This is a genomic window from Bacillus sp. A01H (assembly GCF_045277205.1).
GTDB classification, from domain to species: Bacteria; Bacillota; Bacilli; order Bacillales; family Bacillaceae_G; genus Bacillus_A; species Bacillus_A paranthracis.
This window is the reverse complement of record NZ_CP117702.1, coordinates 2,807,219-2,823,423: the sequence shown is the minus strand read 5'-3', so window position 1 is coordinate 2,823,423 and position 16,205 is coordinate 2,807,219. Positions and strand designations below refer to the sequence as shown.

The following is a 16,205-nucleotide window of genomic DNA, read 5'->3' as shown; positions in this document are numbered from 1 at the left end:
TTTTTGCTTTGATACAAACGTTAACCATTCAATATGGATACATAGAATAATTGGTGAGGAGTGAATTCTATGGAACATTTATTAAAGCAAGCTATTAAACTCCGGAAAGAAAAGAAATATGCGCAGTCTAAAGAGATACTCATTGGATTAACGAATTTTACGAGGGATGCAGAAGTACTTTATCAATGTGCTTGGATACATGATGTAATGGGGCTGGAAACAGAAGCTATGCCGTATTATGAACAGGCAATTGCAAACGGTCTTGAAGGTGAGTCACTTTGCGGAGCTTATATCGGCCTTGGTAGTACATATCGTTGTATAGGTGAGTATGACAAAGCAATTACTGTTTTAGAAACAGGATTACAGCAGTTTCCAGATAATGATGTGATGAAAGTATTTTTGTCATTAGCGAAATATAACGTAAACGATCATGAATCCGCGATGAAATTATTACTTGAAACAGTCGTAAAAGTAGAAGAAGTGAAAGAATTTGAACGTGCTATTTCATTTTATAAAGATCATTTAAATGAGGTTTTTAAATAGAGGAGTGAACATATGAGTGTCACACTTTCGCGAAGGCGAAAAGGTATATGGATTGGACTCGTATCTTTAATCTTGTTATCAAACTATTTATTATATGCTCTTCCGATTGTACCAGCTGCTCCGAAAGAAGTTGTCCTTGGATCAATATTAGATTGTATGTTTGTAATTCCAATCATTACGTATTTCTTTATTATTCGAAAAAGGTACTCGTTAACGTATATATTTCCTGTTGTAATAGCTGGTTATATATTTGCAAGATTTATTATTCCAAGCGACTATTTACAAGCTTTTTCATACGTTTCTTATATTATAGTTGCAGGGGAAATTGCTTTTGTATGTTTAGAGTTATTCCTTCTATATAAAATTGTTAGAAAGCTTCCTAGCATAATAAAAAAATATAAAGAATATAAAAGTGAGTATTCTTCATTTTCTTATGCAATTGATGCTGCGTTTGAAGCCACTATGAAAAGAAATACATTAATAGATATCATTGTAACAGAGTGTAAGTTAATCTATTATGCATTTTTATCGTGGCGTGAAAAAGTGCCAGAAGGTGAATCAGTATACTCATATCACAAAAAGACTAGTGCAATAGGTGCATATGTCATGATCATCCATGCGACCTTAATAGAAAGTATTGGTTTTCATTATTTACTTCATCAATGGAATCCAGTAATAGCATGGGTGTTACTTATTTTAAACGTATATGCAATGTTTTATTTTTTAGCTGAAATACAAGCAATGCGTAAAAATCCAATTATTGTTACGGAAGAACAGGTAATTATTCAAATTGGATTAGGGAAGAAAATCATTATACCGTTTACACAAATTGATAAGATTACGTTTTATAAAGGAGAACTTTTAAAAAAAGAGAAAGAGCTTCTTGACGTAACGGTGATGGAATTTATAAAGGAACCTCCAACATTTGAAATAATACTTAAAGAGCCAATAAAAGCACAATTGTTATATGGATTTTCTAAAACAGTAAGTCGCGTTCACTTAAATGTTGATGAGGAACGGAAATTTTATGATGCAGTTACCGAGAAATTAAAACATGGGTAATGCTATTAATTTTCATCGTGCGTTTGGTGTGTACGGTATTTGTATCGAAAATAATAATATATTAGTAATCGATAAATCAAAAGGTCCATATAAGAACAGATATGATCTACCTGGTGGGAGCTTAAATGAAGAGGAGTCGTTGTTATCGGCACTCCATAGGGAATGTAAAGAAGAAACTGGATTAGAAGTAAAGGTTATAAAGCAAGTAGGAACGGTTGATTTTCAATACCCTTCAAAGTTTAAAGATTATACACATGTACACCATATTGCAGTTTTGTATGAAGTTGAAAAGAGTGCAGGGAAAATCATAGTACCAAAACAATTTGAAGGTCAAGATTCTTTAGGAGCGAGATGGGTTTCTATAGAAAGCATTACAGAAGACAATTCATCTCCGCTTGTATGTAGTGCAGTAGAGTGGCTGAAAACAAATGAGCTTCCATTAGAAGTAAAAAAATATGAAACATGGACAGTGAAAAACTCCTTCTAAAATAAGAGGGAGTTTTTATTGTGTATTTGGAGACCAAACACTTCTTTATCACTATATAAATGGATATAATAAAGCTAGAAATAGCATAAGGGGAAACAAAGAATGAATAAATTACTAACACCAAAAAGTGAAATTATAGAAAGAAAAATAAGATATGACTCGACAACAGTAGAACACACTTGTTTATTACTTGAAAAGCAGTTGCAAAGTATCGTGCTATTTCATGAGGTTCAGTATTCATTTACAATGACTGCACATCTTGCGAGTTTAACAATCCCAAAAGGAAGTTACACCATTGCATACTATTGGGAAGATCGTCCGTACAATTTATACATATGGAGAGATAAGAATGGAACGTATTTAGGCTCTTATTTTAATGTTGTAAAAAATACGCAAATAACAGATGAACTAGTGTCATTTGAAGACTTAATTATTGATATTTTGGTACTTCCAAGTGGAGAATATTTTATTTTAGATGAGGATGAGTTGCCTGAGTCTTTAGAGGAGTTTGAGGATGGTTATGTGAATGAAGCTCTTAATGTATTAGAGGAAATAATTCAAAAGACGCTTCCTCAAATGATTGTAGAGACAGAAAGAGTGAGGTTAAACTAAATTGTAATCGATTTGAAAATAGAATACGTGTTTAATGAAATTGAGTAGTCTCAAGTTATATAATCTAACTTTTTTGATAAGTCTAAGGTTAGATGTATATTTCTTGGGATTACTCTTTTTTTGTGGAAATTAATATTGACTGAATACAGTTCAGTCGTTTATGATTGAATCATATTCAGTCGCAGAAAAAACATAATAGGAGATAACATATGAAAAGAATATCGAAAGAACCAGATGTTAGAAGGCAAGAGTTGATGGATATTGGTTTTGAACTATATATGAAAAATGGTATGAAAGGATTTGGCATAAAAGATGTTGTGAATCATGCTGGTGTAGCAACGGGCTTATTTTATTATTACTTCAAGTCTAAAGAGAATTTTGTTGATGAAGTATTAAATGATTTTATTGTGAAAAATATGGAGTTAATTGAAGAAATACTTGTTTCTAATGAACGGTCTGTCATGCAAAAGCTGAAAGATTCTCTAAATATATTTTGGACATTTATCGAAAAATTAGCGCCTTATAAAAATGTGAGTTCGTTTCAGACGGAACAACATTTTCAACTGGAACAGAAATTATTTACGCGAATGCAGCCATTAATTCGACAAGTAATCGAAGAAGGGGTGAAAACTGGGATTTTTAATATTGATAACTCATTATTAGCATCAGGATTTATTTTATACGGTCTTAGCAGTATTGCTCATTCAGAGGTGAATTTGAATCTAGACATGAAGCGAGAAATGGTTAATTTAGTATTAAATACACTACGATATGATCAAAGAGAAGGAGAATGTATATGAAGATCATGATTGATGGAAACAATATTTCGAATGAACAACTTACAAAGTGGAAAAAAGAACGTATGAAAAAAGTTTTCAATACATTAGGACATAAAGAGCCAGAATTAAATGATACAGACGTTATGATAAAAAAACTAACAGAACTAAAATTAAATTATTCATACAATGAAATGTATGATAAGTTAAAATCTAAACTTAAATTAAGTGAAATGGGTATGCGTATTTGTACTGCTTTATCTGGTGATAGACGAAAATTTTCAAAAACAAATATTTATTTAGATGGGATTACAGCAGAAGAGGCGATAAATGGAATTGATAGTTTTATGCTTGAACAATCAGATGAAAATAATCAAGTGAATTTATCAGCCTGTCCAGATCACTACGTACTAAGACCCTTTGGGGAAAATGAATTGGAGGTTATCGAAATTACTGGTAATTCTCCATTTCCAGTTCAATTTTTTATTGTTTTTGGTGACGAAACAGGATTAAAGACACCTAGAGATAAGTCTTATCAATACCAATCAACAGGTGTTGCACGTATGAAAGACGGTACTACTATTGGTGGAGTTCGACATCAATTCAAAGATACAGATACTGGTATAGAAGTAAGTCTAGTTGTAGAGTTTCCGGCACTTTGTCCTAATAGTCTTATTGAATCGCATCAAATGCATTTGGCATGTGAGTTTTCTTATTGGTTACAGTGGATTAAGGAACATAAAAAATAATTTTTATATAAATAACAATAAGGGTATTTAAACGAATCATATGTATTTTTTAATAAAACCTAGTTGACTTATCGGAAATATTTGTATAATATGTACTTAATTCTATTACGTATTGCTGATTGGAGAAACCAAAGGCATTTTATCTATTGATAAAATGCCTTTGGTTTTTTTATTACATAAATACTGAATCTATTCATTTAGATGAATCATTTCAAGGAGGGGAAGAAGTGACTGTTTCAATTAATGAGGTATCAAAATATTTTTCGAAGCAAACTGGTACTGTTCAAGTATTAGAGAATATTAATTTTCAATTAAAAAAAGGGGATTTTGTTACAGTAATTGGTCCGAGTGGTTGTGGAAAAAGTACATTATTAAAAATTATTGCAGGTTTAGACAACGATTTTGAAGGTGAAATCATTATTGATGGGGAGCGTATAACAAAACCGAGTAAGAAGCAAGGATTTATATTTCAAGAGCATCGTCTGTTTCCATGGTTAACAGTTGAAGAAAACATTGCAGCTGATTTGTCATTAAAAGATAAGTATGTGAAGGATAAGATAAAGGAATGGGTTGAAATTGTTCGGTTAGACGGTTTTGAAAAATCATATCCGAAAGAAATATCAGGCGGGATGTCACAACGTGTTGCGATTGCAAGAGCGTTGTTAAGGGGTCCAAATGTGTTATTGCTTGATGAACCATTTGGAGCATTGGATGCATTTACCCGAAGTCATTTGCAAGAAGTACTGCTCAACATTTGGGAACAAAAAAAGACGACAATGATATTCGTTACACATGATATAGACGAAGCAATATATCTTTCAAACAGAATTATCATCATGAGTGCAAAGCCTGGAAAAATACATAAAGTAATTGAAAATAATTTACCTTATCCGCGTAGTAAAACTTCGGAGTCATTCCAAGAAATTCGAAAGAAAGTATTACAGCAGTTTGAGTATGGAGGATTGATTCAAACAAGTTTATAGGGAGAGGGTGAATATTTATGTATAAAAAATTTAAAGTTCTTTCTTTTGCATTAGCTATTTCTTTATTTTTATTCGGATGTGAGAAAAGTACAGCAAGTAGTAAGAAGGAAGATGTAACAGTACAAATTGGTATTCAGCAAGGATTAAGTCCACTATTACTCGCGCAGAAAAAGGGATGGTTTGAAGAGGAGTTTAAAAAAGAAGGAGTTAAGGTGAAATGGACAGAGTTCCAAAGCGGACCTCCTTATTTTGAGGCAATCGCATCAAATCGATTAGACTTTGGTGAAGTTGGCAATTCTCCAGTTATTTCCGCGCAAGCAGCAGGTATTGAATTTACTGAAATTGCTAATACAAGTTATGCGAGAAAAGGAACGGGGATTCTTGTACAAAAAGATAGCAAGATTACGAGTGTAAAAGATTTAAAAGGTAAAAAAATCGCAGTAGCAAAAGGAAGTAGCGCATTTAATTTATTGTATCGAGCGCTTGATAAAGAAGGTATCAATGCGAAAGATGTAAATGTTATTCAACTGCAACCAGATGAAGCGCAGCCAGCATTTGAATCAGGATCAGTAGATGCATGGGCAATTTGGGATCCTTTCATATCGTTACATACGGTAAATAAAGGAGCGAAGGTGATTACAGATGGTGAACAATTAAATGTATCTTCTCCAGAGTTTTTAATTGCGAGAACAAAATTTGCGAAAGAGCATCCAGAATTAGTGGAGAAATTCCTTAAAGTATATGAAAAAGCACGTGTATGGCAAGATGAAAACTTGGATGAAGCAATAAAAATATACACTTCTGCAAAGAAAATAGATGCAGATATTGTAAAAGAAGTGTTTAATCACGACAAACCCATCTTAGTTCCGGTAACGAAAGAAATAGTTGCAGAACAGCAACAGACAGCAGATTTTCAATATAAGCTTGGTTCTATAAAGAAAGAAATTAAGACAGATAAAGTTGTAGATAATTCTTTCGTAGAAAAAGCGTTAAAGGCGAAGTGAAAAGAGGTTGTATAAATTGGAGAATACGAAAGCGGTTATTAAAAGGGCGAGTATAACGATTGAGAAAAACAATGTAAAGAAAGTACAGAAGACGAATATCAAATTTTTGATAAGGGCAATTACTATACCGATTATTATATTAATAATTTGGCAATTGGCCGGCGTATTCGGTCTAGTTTCTAAAACAGTTTTACCAACGCCGCTAGATATATTTTTAGCTTTTCAAGAACTTATAAAAACAGGAGAGTTATTCGGTCATTTAAGTATTAGTGTATTCAGGGCTGCGGCTGGTTTCTTTATTGGCGGGAGTTTAGGAATTATTTTAGGAACAATTGTTGGATTTTCAACGAGAAGTGAGCAATATTTAGATCCGTCAGTACAAATGTTAAGAACTGTGCCTCACTTAGCTGTTGCACCGCTTTTCGTATTATGGTTCGGTTTTGGGGAAACATCAAAAGTGTTATTAATTGCAGATGGTGCATTTTTTCCTTTATACGTAAACGCGTTTCTAGGAATACGAGGTGTAGATTCAAAGTTATTTGATGTTGCGAGAGTGTTAGAGTTTAGTAAAAGAAAATTAATTACAAAACTAATTTTACCGGCAGCATTGCCGAACCTATTACTTGGGGCAAGATTATCATTAGGAGTAGCATGGGTGAGTTTAGTAGTAGCAGAACTTATGGGATCTACAGAAGGCATTGGCTATATGATTATGGATGCAAGGCAATTTTCAAATACAGATATTGTATTTGTCGGTATTATTATTTTTGCATTCGTTGGGAAGTTTTCGGATTCACTCGTACGTTTACTAGAAGTGAAGTTTTTAAGATGGCGAGATAACTTTAAAGGCGAGATAGGAAATTAACATATAAATTATTAGGGGTAATTTATATAGAGTAGTTTAGTGTACGTTTCAAAATAAATAAGGGGTGTGTAAAGGTATGGAATTATTATGGTTTATTCCGGCGTATGGAGATGGACGATATTTAGGAACGACAAAACGAGGAAGAGCAGCTGAGTATGGTTATTATAAACAAGTTGCACAGGCAGCTGATTATTTAGGATATACAGGTGTGTTACTTCCAACTGGCCAAGGTTGTGAAGATCCATGGGTATTAGCATCGGCACTTGCAGCTGAGACAGAAAAGCTAAAATTTTTAGTAGCAGTTAGACCGGGACTAATGTCACCGACAGTTGCAGCAAGGATGGCATCTACATTTGATAGAATTTCAGACGGGAGGTTACTTATTAATGTAGTCGCTGGAGGAGATCCAGTTGAATTACAAGGAGATGGATTGTATCTTGAGCATGATGAAAGATATGAAGCAGCTGATGAGTTTTTAAAAGTTTGGAAATCGACATTGCAAGGTGAAACATTTTCTTTAGAAGGAAAACATATTAAAGTTACGGAAAGTAAAGTTGTGTTCCCGCCAGTGCAAACGCCATACCCTCCTATATATTTTGGAGGATCATCCGCTGCTGGAAAGGAAGTTGCAGCAGAACATAGTGATGTATATTTAACGTGGGGCGAGCCACCAGAGCAAGTGAAGGAGAAAATAGAGGAAGTAAGAAAGCTGGCAGAAGAGAAGGGGCGTTCAGTACGATTTGGCATCAGGTTACACGTAATTGTAAGAGAAACAGAAGAAGAAGCGTGGGAAGAGGCAGAACGTTTAATTCAATATGTAGATAATGAGACAATTGAACTTGCTCAAAAGACATTTGCAAGATATGATTCAGTTGGTCAAAAGCGAATGACCCATTTAAATAAAGGTACACGGGAGTCGTTAGAGATAAGTCCTAATTTATGGGCTGGCATCGGGCTTGTAAGAGGTGGTGCAGGTACTGCGCTTGTTGGAGATCCGCATACAGTAGCAGATAGAATAAAAGAATATGAAGCGTTAGGAATTGATACGTTTGTATTATCGGGATATCCTCATTTAGAAGAGGCATATGAAGTGGCAGAACTGTTATTTCCTTTATTGAAAGAAGATAAGAAACAAGAAAATAAAATTGTTGGTGAAATGATAGCTGATGCATATGCATTAAAAAAATAGTGAGAAAAAACCCGCAAGTAAATCACTTGCGGGTTTTCATCGTAAACTATCAGAAAATATGGTAAAATTAAATAGTAACTTAAGGTACGGTTGGTTGTTCAATTATCACTTCTCCAAGTAGGAGGGGGGTGATAATAAGTGAGTGAAATAGCGTTGTTACTGCAAGGTGGACTGTTTCTCGTTGCACTGTTAACATTCGTCGTCGTTTTAATAGACAAGCTCAAAAAATAACAACCCACCTATGCCAATAGAATGTGGGTTGTTTTGTTTGTAAGAAACAAATAGGATAAATGAACAATCCAATCTGCTAAGTTACGTGGACTAGTGTGTAGCCGCACACTAGTCTTTTTTATTTATATACAATTTATAATTGGTTTATGTGATTGTATTGTTCTTTTCATACTTATTATAACACAGTGTCTTTTCATCAAGAAAGGAGACCGTATGTTCTGTTTCTAATTAAATAGAAGGTGACTTTTCTTTAAAGAGCCCGTCCATATACTGTTTTAAAGTTTGAACGTAAAATTTTTGCTTATTTACATCATTTACGCCGACAATTGGTGATGGAAGTTCATATCTCTTTTCTGATAAATGAACGACAACATCAAAAATATCAAATAGACGAATGAAACAGAACAGGCCATCTTTATCACTTAATAAAATAAAGTAATGGTTTTCACTATTTGTATTTAATGTATTCCATAAAGAACTTTTGCTTAAATCACGAACAATGCTCTTTTCTTTTAATTCCATGAAGTCGGCATTCGATAGGATGCTAGAAATATCAATCGCATCTGGATCTTCAAAATAGCCATCGACTGCTTGTACAGCGAAAGTATAAGCCATTTTTAATACACTCATTTTATACTTACGGTTATCTAAAAGTAATTCACGTTGAATAGAGCTAGCTACTTTCGTTACACGTTCTTCTTTCCAAATTTCATTATGTAGTGAAATATCGTGCTTTTTACATAGTTTCATAATTAATGCATTGGAATAAAGTATTTCGTCACTTACTTCAACAACATCTGTCTCAGCGGCCGCAAGTTCCTCACCATGCTCATTCGTATAGAGCGGGGAGTCAATCTGTTTTTTCATATGTTCAATCTTAAACTGACTTAATTTATGCCGAATTAAGGGGCGATCAATATTTGTTGTCATTTGTTCATAACAAGTATCACAAATTGAGTTTGTGAAATAATATCCACATAATATTTCTGGGATGACATATTGTTCACTAAGTTCTTTCGTATCTTTTCTGCAAATGATGCATTGTGTCATTTTTATCACCTTTACCTGCAAATTTGTATGTAATCTCATTGTAGTGTATTTATTGGTATTTTGGAATATTGTAAAGGAAAATATTATGTGAAATTGTTACTTATTTTGGTACAATGAAGAGAAGTGCTAGTTTAAAGGAGGACGTTTTTTTGAAATCGAAAGTGCACTTTTGGACATTAGAAGTGCTAATGGTTGTAGCGATCATATTTATTTGCACAAAAATATCGTTTCTATTTCAACCGATTGGTATCTTCATATCAACGCTGTTTTTCCCAATCTTAATCGCGTTATTTTTATACTTCATATTTAATCCGGTGTTAGTCTTTTTAGAGGAGAAAAAAGTACCTAGAAATTTAGCGATTTTACTGTTATATCTTTTTATCATAACATTAACTGCGGTTGGCGTTGGGGTAGTTGTTCCAACGATCTCACAACAGCTAATGGATTTAGTGAAAAATATGCCAGGCTATATAAAAGAGGGAAAACTATACATACAAGATTTATCCCATCATAGATTGTTTGAATGGTTATCTACACAAAATTATGTTTCCATTGAAACAATTGAAAAAAATGCAATTGAATACTTAAAGGATATACCAAACACAATTACGTCGAGTGCAACGGCTTTATTTGGTATCATAACGAACGTCGCATTAGTTATTTTTACAGTACCGTTCATTTTATTTTATATGTTTAAAGATGGACATGCGTTTCCAGGAAAAGCAGTAAGCTTATTACCAGAGTCATACCGTGAAGAAGGGCTTCGTATCATTAAGGAAACGAACGAAACATTATCTGCATATATTCAAGGGCAAGCGCTCGTTTGTATATTTGTAGGTGCTTTTACTTTTATCGGTTATTTAATTATCGATTTACCGTACGCTTTTGTTTTAGGAATTATAGCTGCATTTACAAATATAATTCCTAACTTAGGCCCATTTATCGGTGCAGCACCAGCTGTTATTGTAGGTTTGTTCGTATCTCCGATGCAAGCGTTGTACGTAATTATTATCGTAACAATTGTACAACAGTTTGAAAGTAACATCATTTCACCGCGTATTATGAGTTCAAAATTAAATATCCATCCGTTAACAATTATTATTTTAATTTTAGGGGTAGGTAACTTTGCGGGAATTATTGGAATGATCTTGGCGGTGCCAGTGTACGCAGTAACGAAAACAGTTGTATCGAACTTAGTGAGACTGTTTAAGACGAAACGAAGTAATCGAAAATAGTATATGTTGAGAAAGATACACCACTTTTTAAGTGGTGTATCTTTTGTTTATTAATCAATGTTAAAAAGTGTACGAATGCAATTTTATTATATATTTATTACATATCAAATAAAACGGTAAAGTTGTATGATATAGCCCCCAATAAACTATGTGGAATCCCTCTGAACTATCCAAATCATTTCCTTACAACGTGCTATCAACATCATAATCGACTCCTTTCAAGTTTTATATTTTTAAAGGATTATAGGTGAGTGTAGTATTTGCTTCTACGATCTCGAATTTCGTCCATAATCTTTTTGTATTGTTGCTCTTGTTTTAATTCATCTTCAGAAAAGATTTCTTTCTGGATTGTAATTGTTAAGAAGAAAAGATGAAACTTCATGATACATTCCTCCTTTCGAAAGGAATTATAGATGGCTACAGTAGTGACTTTGACGTTCTTTTACATCTTCCATAGCTTTATTAATTTGATGGTCATGCAATACCTCACTGTCCGAGAACTTAGTTTTTTGAATGGTAATCGTTAAAAAGAATACTTTAAATTTCATTAGATAAAACCCCTTTATAATTGATTTAGAAAAGACGGCTGTAATAAGAAGCTTGACGCTCTTTTACTTCGTCCATAATGGTTTGAATGTGTTGCTCACGTAAAATCTCTTTCTGTGAAAGTTTACGTTTTTGAATAGTGATAGTTAAAAAGAATGCTTTAAATTTCATTAGATAAAACCCCTTTATAAGTTTATTAGAAAAGACGGCTGTAATAAGAAGCTTGACGCTCTTTTACTTCGTCCATAATAGTTTGAATGTGTTGCTCACGTAAAATCTCACTTTGAGAAAGCTTACGTTTTTGAATGGTGATAGTTAAAAAGAATGCTTTAAATTTCATGAAGGTATTGCTCCTTTAAAATATATTTTTAATACATATGCGTATAATATGAACTTTTAATGTCAGTCATTTTATCAGTCAGTTGTTTTATTTGTTGTTTACGAATGATTTCACCTTCAGATAAAGTATTTTTCTGAAGTACAGTCGTAAAAAAGAAAATATGAAAAGTCATAAATGAATTCCTCCTTTCGAAAAGGAATTACATGTGATCACAATAAAGTGCTTGGCGCTCCTTAACATCATTCATAGCTTTTTCAATTTGCTCATTATGAAAAATTTCATGTTTGGAAATTGTATTTCTTTGAATCGTAATACTTAAAAACAATACGCTAATAGTCATCGAATGTTGCTCCTTTCTTTAAAAAATAATGTAAGAGACTAAAAAATCGCACAAAAAAGCCACAGGAAGATATAGTTCTCCTATGGCAGGGCGTGAAAAAGCCACAGGAAAGTATACGACCTCCTGTGGCGAATTTATGAATTAATAGAAATAAAGTACGATTTTCAATTCTCCATTAGGGTGGTCGAATTCATATTTAATTGTTCAGAAAATACAGGTGCAGTTAACGCTAAAGTTAAAGCATGTAATTGTAATTTCATCATTTCCTTCGACCTCCTTTTAGAATATTTTTCTTACGTTAGTAAGTATATACAATTAATGGATAATTGTAAACATAAAAAGCGAAAATTTTTAATTTTGATTAAAATGCGTATATTTTAAAGGGTTTTGAGAAGGTGTATTGTAATTAACGAAATATCGATAAAAATGGGGGATGCTAAATGAAATATATGCATCGTAATGTAGTTGTTATGCTAACAATTTTTTTATGTATTACTGCTTGTTCTAGCGGAGAAAGAATAAAAGAAATATCTGATGTTGAACCTGGTGACTTTAAGCAATATGCTGGGACATATGTTGGGAATAACTCAGATGTAGTTGCAATTGTTAATCGTTTACCCGGTGGTGAAACATTTCAAAGTGTAAGTTTAGAGAATGAAAGTATAAAGGTGAACTATGGTACAAAAGAAAATGGAACTTTGACAGAAGACATGGTTGAGACGTATTGGTTTGATGGTAAGGATACGATGGAGAAGAATTTTCTCTTTAACGTTATTTATTTAGCGATTTTAGTACCAAATGCAAAAGGTTACGAGTTGCAAGTAGAAAATAAAAATTTCACGATAAAAAGAGAAGAAATACTATCAATCCTGTATGAAAAGTTTGATAATTTCCCAAAAGAAAATGATATATGGGATAAAAAGAAAGTAGTAAAGTTTCTTAACGAAAATAACGAAGAAATTACAATGCTTATGAATGATAAAGAGTTTAGGAATGCTTTATTTGTAAAGTATCCAGTACAGCAGTTGAAATGATGGGAGGAAAATAGGTGGAGTTAGTATATAAAATTACTTATCATCGAATGCAAGATCATTATTTACCTAAGTTAATACAGGCAATTAGCTTCGTTAGTGAAGAAGATTTATGGAAACAAGGGGATTCTGTGAATTCAATTGGTGGAATCGTACTACATATTTGTGAACATATACAGAGAAATACTAGTCGTTATAAAAATCCAAATATAGTCTTTGAAAAGGGAATTGAGGAGTATTTTCCAGTAAAGCGACAACGTACTGAACTTTTGCTACAGTACGTTGAAGACGTATTTGATGAATGGGGAACAGAATATATACAAGCATGTGGAGAAAAAAGACATATTGACCTTCATAGTTTATTACATTTAGTGGAGCACACAAGTTATCATTTAGGGCAAGTTGTAGATCGTACAAAGTCTATAAAGGGACAACAATTTAATTTTTGTCAAAATGGTATAAATGAAAAGAATTTAAAAATTAGAGTTGAAACTTCAAAATTTTAGAAAGAGAGTCATTCTTAAACGAATGACTCTCTTTTTTTATAAAAGAAATTTATGGAAATATACACTTTTATGTGATAAGGTTAATTACATAAGTAATGAACCTATGAACCTAAGGTGGTGAAATTATGAAACCTACTCTGGAGCAAAATAAATTAATATACTTGCAAATTGCAGAAACGATTGAATCTGATATTTTAAAAGACATATTACTTGAAGAAGAACAAGTTCCATCAACAAATCAATTTGCGAAGATGTTACAAATAAATCCAGCTACTGCAGCTAAAGGGGTAAACGTATTAGTGGATGAAGGAATTTTATATAAAAAGAGAGGGATCGGGATGTTTGTTGCAAAGGGAGCGAAAGAAGTTGTACTTAAAAAAAGACAAAATACTTTTATGACCGAATATTTACCTAAAGTGTGGGAAGAAGCGAAAGTATTAGAAATATCCAAAGATGAATTGATGGATATGATTCAAAAAATTACGAAGGGGGGAACGAGGGATGATTGCACTTGAAACGAAAGATATAACGAAAAAATACAAAAAGAAAGTAGCAGTAAATGAAGTAACGATTTCATTGGAAGAGCATAAAATATATGGTTTGCTCGGTAGAAACGGAGCAGGAAAAACGACACTATTAAATTTACTTGCAGGTCAAATTACTTCAAGTAGTGGAAGCGTATCAATATTTGGCGAACATGTTTTTGAGAATAGTAAAGCGATGCAAAATATTTGTTTTGTTAGAGTAAAAGAAGAAGCTCAGTTAAGTTTTAAAGTAAAAGAAATTTTTAAGATGTGCAGCATGTTTTATAAAAACTGGGATGGAAAGTATGCTGAAGAACTCGCTAATAAATTTCAGCTTAATATGACAGTGAAATATCATAAATTATCACACGGCATGCAAACAGTCGTCGGCATTATTCAAGGGTTAGCAAGTAGAGCACCAATTACTATTTTTGATGAACCAACTACAGGTTTAGACGCAGCACACCGTGAATTATTTTATAGTCTACTACTAGAAGATTACGGTGAGTATCCACGAACAATTATATTATCAACACATTTAGTAGAAGAAGTAACCCATGTGATTGAAGATGTGATAATCATAAAAGAAGGAAGATTAGTTGTTCAATCATTGGTAGAAGATTTATTACAACAAGTTCAGATTATTTCAGGGCAAAAGGATAAAGTGGACGAGTTCTTGATCAATAAAAAAGTATTAAATCGAGAAGTTTATGGAAATAAGGGTATTGCTGTTATATGGGAAGAACTTTCTAATGAAGATTATTACTCTCTTGAAAAAGAAGGTTTAGCAATTGATAGAATTACATTGCAAAAATTATTTATTCATATAACTGGTGGTGAAGTGAAATGACGATGTTAATGAAGCAGTTAAAGTTACATATTAATTTTCATTATAAAGCGATTTTAATATTTTGGATTGTAGCCTTATTAATAAAAGGAGCTTTAAATGCTGCGCATTTAAATGGAGTGAACATTGGTTATTTACCCGAAATTATAAATAACCCGTCAATAGCAATTATGTTGTTTATAGTAGGGAGTGTTTTCATCATTCAAGATGAGCTATTTCGTTTAGCTGTTTCATTTGGTGTAACGAGAATTCAATATTTCATCGGAGCAATTTGTTATATCATCTTGCAATCCGCAATGTTTTCGTTTCTTCAAATAATGCTTTTACAAGATATAAAATATAATTTAGTAAATGTTAGTTTTGGGGAGCAATCGGTGCAACAATTTATTTTGCAATTTTTATTTTATGTTACAACAGCATGTTTCTTTCAAGTGGTAGTAGTTTTTAAACAACGATTTCAGTGGATCGGTCTTATGATTGGTGGGACCCTTTTCTTATCAACAAATAGTGTACTTTATGGAGAAGCAGGGGTAACCAGTTTATTATTTACGAGTGATGGATCTTTAGTAAATATACCGTATTTTACTGTTATTTCAATTGGATTAACTGTCCTTTATATCATAACTAGTAGTATATTTATTCGTAAAGTATCATTCGAAAAAACGATTTGAAATATTATTAGATTACTATAGAGAGAAGGATAGCAAATGGGAGACACATCTTCACTCATTACAGTCTTTTTAGGCATTGCACTATTAATATTCTGGCGTCGTTATCGCTCCATGCATAAGCCAATAAAGGGATCAGGAAAACGTATTTTATGGCCGTTATTATTTTTAACACCAGGTGTTGTATGGTTTTTTGGTCCAGTACATCCAGCTATATTACAAGTAGTTATAGCGGTATTCATTGGGGTACTTTTCTCTGTGCCGCTTATAGTATTAACAAATTATGAACGAAGAGATGATGGGAATATTTATACGAAAAAAAGTGCTGTCTTTTTAATTACTTTTATTGCACTTGTCGTTTTAAGATATGGTTCAAGACAATTTATTGTAGATTTAGATCAACAAACGGTTGGTTTATTATTTTACGTAGTTGCAGTATCGTATATCATTCCGTGGAGAATTGCTTGTTATATAAAGTTTAGGAAAGTTTTGCGGGGGAATAGTAATCATACAGTGTAAAAACAAAGACTTCTCAATAGAGAAGTCTTTGTTTTTATGAAATCATTATATGCTATGTAACTAATTTTCCCTCTCAAAATCATCACTATATGGTAAAA

General features: G+C 32.7%; 25 protein-coding genes. 18 read left to right on the top strand and 7 right to left on the bottom strand.

The genetic code is table 11. The features are described 5' to 3' along the window. Window positions 1–69 precede the first annotated feature (69 nt). The 11 genes from PSR14_RS14940 (at window position 70) to PSR14_RS14890 (ending at window position 8,501) form a co-directional block, all read left to right on the top strand. Complete coding sequence (locus PSR14_RS14940; protein ID WP_000400626.1) at window positions 70–543, top strand: tetratricopeptide repeat protein; 474 nt, start codon at window positions 70–72, stop codon at window positions 541–543. A gap of 12 nt (window positions 544–555) precedes the next feature. Then, window positions 556–1,605 (top strand): hypothetical protein, encoded by a 1,050-nt coding sequence (locus tag PSR14_RS14935; RefSeq protein WP_406644023.1) that lies wholly within the window; start codon window positions 556–558, stop codon window positions 1,603–1,605. After that, a complete protein-coding gene (locus PSR14_RS14930; RefSeq protein ID WP_098487204.1) occupies window positions 1,598–2,092 on the top strand; it encodes an NUDIX hydrolase in 495 nt (164 codons plus the stop codon). The genes PSR14_RS14935 and PSR14_RS14930 overlap by 8 nt, the downstream gene beginning before the upstream one ends. Before the next feature lie 102 nt (window positions 2,093–2,194). Further along, a complete protein-coding gene (locus PSR14_RS14925; protein ID WP_001037865.1) occupies window positions 2,195–2,704 on the top strand; it encodes a DUF402 domain-containing protein in 510 nt (169 codons plus the stop codon). A 209-nt stretch (window positions 2,705–2,913) separates the two neighbouring features. Continuing rightward, window positions 2,914–3,504 carry a TetR/AcrR family transcriptional regulator gene (locus PSR14_RS14920; protein ID WP_000822635.1) on the top strand — a complete coding sequence of 197 codons (591 nt, stop codon included), beginning with the start codon at window positions 2,914–2,916 and terminating at the stop codon, window positions 3,502–3,504. Continuing rightward, entirely contained in the window at window positions 3,501–4,229 is a 729-nt protein-coding gene (locus tag PSR14_RS14915) for a hypothetical protein (RefSeq protein WP_098487203.1), read from the top strand. Before PSR14_RS14920 ends, PSR14_RS14915 begins: the two co-directional genes overlap by 4 nt. A 227-nt stretch (window positions 4,230–4,456) precedes the next feature. Further along, window positions 4,457–5,212, top strand: a complete 756-nt coding sequence (locus PSR14_RS14910) for an ABC transporter ATP-binding protein (RefSeq protein WP_098487202.1) — start codon at window positions 4,457–4,459, stop codon at window positions 5,210–5,212. 17 nt (window positions 5,213–5,229) lie between these two features. Then, a complete protein-coding gene (locus PSR14_RS14905; protein WP_000276920.1) occupies window positions 5,230–6,216 on the top strand; it encodes an aliphatic sulfonate ABC transporter substrate-binding protein in 987 nt (328 codons plus the stop codon). Window positions 6,217–6,232: 16 nt separating this feature from the next. Then, window positions 6,233–7,081, top strand: coding sequence for an ABC transporter permease (locus PSR14_RS14900; RefSeq protein ID WP_000432111.1), 849 nt, complete (start codon window positions 6,233–6,235; stop codon window positions 7,079–7,081). 76 nt (window positions 7,082–7,157) lie between these two features. Further along, a complete protein-coding gene (gene ssuD / locus PSR14_RS14895) occupies window positions 7,158–8,270 on the top strand; it encodes an FMNH2-dependent alkanesulfonate monooxygenase (RefSeq protein ID WP_000422271.1) in 1,113 nt (370 codons plus the stop codon). 138 nt (window positions 8,271–8,408) lie between these two features. Next, entirely contained in the window at window positions 8,409–8,501 is a 93-nt protein-coding gene (locus tag PSR14_RS14890) for a putative holin-like toxin (protein WP_001289320.1), read from the top strand. 228 nt (window positions 8,502–8,729) lie between these two features. Here the strand turns inward: PSR14_RS14890 and PSR14_RS14885 are convergent, their stop codons facing one another. Continuing rightward, a complete protein-coding gene (locus tag PSR14_RS14885; RefSeq protein ID WP_000189721.1) occupies window positions 8,730–9,551 on the bottom strand; it encodes an HNH endonuclease in 822 nt (273 codons plus the stop codon). Between the two features lie 149 nt (window positions 9,552–9,700). Between PSR14_RS14885 and PSR14_RS14880 the strand changes: the two genes are divergently transcribed. Beyond that, complete coding sequence (locus PSR14_RS14880) at window positions 9,701–10,786, top strand: AI-2E family transporter (protein ID WP_000837888.1); 1,086 nt, start codon at window positions 9,701–9,703, stop codon at window positions 10,784–10,786. 241 nt (window positions 10,787–11,027) lie between these two features. Here the strand turns inward: PSR14_RS14880 and PSR14_RS14875 are convergent, their stop codons facing one another. From PSR14_RS14875 to PSR14_RS14850, 6 genes are read right to left on the bottom strand one after another with little or no spacing between them, the layout of a single operon-like run. Next, on the bottom strand, window positions 11,028–11,168 hold the full coding sequence (locus tag PSR14_RS14875) for a YrzI family small protein (RefSeq protein ID WP_000668488.1): 141 nt from the start codon (window positions 11,166–11,168) through the stop codon (window positions 11,028–11,030). A gap of 25 nt (window positions 11,169–11,193) precedes the next feature. Next, window positions 11,194–11,334 carry a YrzI family small protein gene (locus tag PSR14_RS14870; RefSeq protein WP_000669815.1) on the bottom strand — a complete coding sequence of 47 codons (141 nt, stop codon included), beginning with the start codon at window positions 11,332–11,334 and terminating at the stop codon, window positions 11,194–11,196. 25 nt (window positions 11,335–11,359) lie between these two features. Then, the gene (locus tag PSR14_RS14865) at window positions 11,360–11,503 is read right to left on the bottom strand and encodes a YrzI family small protein (protein ID WP_000668966.1); all 144 of its coding nucleotides are present in this window, start codon (window positions 11,501–11,503) and stop codon (window positions 11,360–11,362) included. Between the two features lie 25 nt (window positions 11,504–11,528). Then, window positions 11,529–11,672 carry a YrzI family small protein gene (locus tag PSR14_RS14860; RefSeq protein ID WP_000668983.1) on the bottom strand — a complete coding sequence of 48 codons (144 nt, stop codon included), beginning with the start codon at window positions 11,670–11,672 and terminating at the stop codon, window positions 11,529–11,531. A 28-nt stretch (window positions 11,673–11,700) separates the two neighbouring features. Further along, on the bottom strand, window positions 11,701–11,844 hold the full coding sequence (locus PSR14_RS14855) for a YrzI family small protein (RefSeq protein WP_000142725.1): 144 nt from the start codon (window positions 11,842–11,844) through the stop codon (window positions 11,701–11,703). Window positions 11,845–11,871: 27 nt separating this feature from the next. Then, window positions 11,872–12,012, bottom strand: coding sequence for a YrzI family small protein (locus PSR14_RS14850; protein ID WP_000156198.1), 141 nt, complete (start codon window positions 12,010–12,012; stop codon window positions 11,872–11,874). Window positions 12,013–12,452: 440 nt separating this feature from the next. On the opposite strand from PSR14_RS14850, the gene PSR14_RS14845 reads away from it, so the two are divergent. The 6 genes from PSR14_RS14845 to PSR14_RS14820 all read left to right on the top strand — a co-directional run bounded on the left by PSR14_RS14845 (window position 12,453) and on the right by PSR14_RS14820 (window position 16,107). Further along, window positions 12,453–13,046 (top strand): DUF4825 domain-containing protein, encoded by a 594-nt coding sequence (locus tag PSR14_RS14845; protein WP_098487201.1) that lies wholly within the window; start codon window positions 12,453–12,455, stop codon window positions 13,044–13,046. Between the two features lie 14 nt (window positions 13,047–13,060). Next, on the top strand, window positions 13,061–13,549 hold the full coding sequence (locus tag PSR14_RS14840) for a DinB family protein (protein ID WP_000424651.1): 489 nt from the start codon (window positions 13,061–13,063) through the stop codon (window positions 13,547–13,549). Window positions 13,550–13,674: 125 nt separating this feature from the next. Then, the gene (locus PSR14_RS14835) at window positions 13,675–14,064 is read left to right on the top strand and encodes a GntR family transcriptional regulator (RefSeq protein WP_098487200.1); all 390 of its coding nucleotides are present in this window, start codon (window positions 13,675–13,677) and stop codon (window positions 14,062–14,064) included. Continuing rightward, a complete protein-coding gene (locus PSR14_RS14830) occupies window positions 14,051–14,923 on the top strand; it encodes an ATP-binding cassette domain-containing protein (RefSeq protein WP_000560908.1) in 873 nt (290 codons plus the stop codon). Before PSR14_RS14835 ends, PSR14_RS14830 begins: the two co-directional genes overlap by 14 nt. Beyond that, window positions 14,920–15,591 (top strand): DUF4052 family protein, encoded by a 672-nt coding sequence (locus PSR14_RS14825; protein WP_000178194.1) that lies wholly within the window; start codon window positions 14,920–14,922, stop codon window positions 15,589–15,591. The genes PSR14_RS14830 and PSR14_RS14825 overlap by 4 nt, the downstream gene beginning before the upstream one ends. 36 nt (window positions 15,592–15,627) lie before the next feature. Continuing rightward, the gene (locus PSR14_RS14820) at window positions 15,628–16,107 is read left to right on the top strand and encodes a CcdC family protein (RefSeq protein WP_048557960.1); all 480 of its coding nucleotides are present in this window, start codon (window positions 15,628–15,630) and stop codon (window positions 16,105–16,107) included. Window positions 16,108–16,205 lie beyond the last annotated feature (98 nt).

Coding starts and splice junctions, on each gene's coding strand:
- PSR14_RS14940 (WP_000400626.1), top strand. CDS start 70: ATGGAACATTTATTAAAGCAAGCTATTAAACTCCGGAAAGAAAAGAAA.
- PSR14_RS14935 (WP_406644023.1), top strand. CDS start 556: ATGAGTGTCACACTTTCGCGAAGGCGAAAAGGTATATGGATTGGACTC.
- PSR14_RS14930 (WP_098487204.1), top strand. CDS start 1,598: ATGGGTAATGCTATTAATTTTCATCGTGCGTTTGGTGTGTACGGTATT.
- PSR14_RS14925 (WP_001037865.1), top strand. CDS start 2,195: ATGAATAAATTACTAACACCAAAAAGTGAAATTATAGAAAGAAAAATA.
- PSR14_RS14920 (WP_000822635.1), top strand. CDS start 2,914: ATGAAAAGAATATCGAAAGAACCAGATGTTAGAAGGCAAGAGTTGATG.
- PSR14_RS14915 (WP_098487203.1), top strand. CDS start 3,501: ATGAAGATCATGATTGATGGAAACAATATTTCGAATGAACAACTTACA.
- PSR14_RS14905 (WP_000276920.1), top strand. CDS start 5,230: ATGTATAAAAAATTTAAAGTTCTTTCTTTTGCATTAGCTATTTCTTTA.
- ssuD (WP_000422271.1), top strand. CDS start 7,158: ATGGAATTATTATGGTTTATTCCGGCGTATGGAGATGGACGATATTTA.
- PSR14_RS14885 (WP_000189721.1), bottom strand. CDS start 9,551: ATGACACAATGCATCATTTGCAGAAAAGATACGAAAGAACTTAGTGAA.
- PSR14_RS14875 (WP_000668488.1), bottom strand. CDS start 11,168: ATGAAGTTTCATCTTTTCTTCTTAACAATTACAATCCAGAAAGAAATC.
- PSR14_RS14870 (WP_000669815.1), bottom strand. CDS start 11,334: ATGAAATTTAAAGTATTCTTTTTAACGATTACCATTCAAAAAACTAAG.
- PSR14_RS14865 (WP_000668966.1), bottom strand. CDS start 11,503: ATGAAATTTAAAGCATTCTTTTTAACTATCACTATTCAAAAACGTAAA.
- PSR14_RS14860 (WP_000668983.1), bottom strand. CDS start 11,672: ATGAAATTTAAAGCATTCTTTTTAACTATCACCATTCAAAAACGTAAG.
- PSR14_RS14855 (WP_000142725.1), bottom strand. CDS start 11,844: ATGACTTTTCATATTTTCTTTTTTACGACTGTACTTCAGAAAAATACT.
- PSR14_RS14850 (WP_000156198.1), bottom strand. CDS start 12,012: ATGACTATTAGCGTATTGTTTTTAAGTATTACGATTCAAAGAAATACA.
- PSR14_RS14845 (WP_098487201.1), top strand. CDS start 12,453: ATGAAATATATGCATCGTAATGTAGTTGTTATGCTAACAATTTTTTTA.
- PSR14_RS14835 (WP_098487200.1), top strand. CDS start 13,675: ATGAAACCTACTCTGGAGCAAAATAAATTAATATACTTGCAAATTGCA.
- PSR14_RS14830 (WP_000560908.1), top strand. CDS start 14,051: ATGATTGCACTTGAAACGAAAGATATAACGAAAAAATACAAAAAGAAA.
- PSR14_RS14825 (WP_000178194.1), top strand. CDS start 14,920: ATGACGATGTTAATGAAGCAGTTAAAGTTACATATTAATTTTCATTAT.
- PSR14_RS14820 (WP_048557960.1), top strand. CDS start 15,628: ATGGGAGACACATCTTCACTCATTACAGTCTTTTTAGGCATTGCACTA.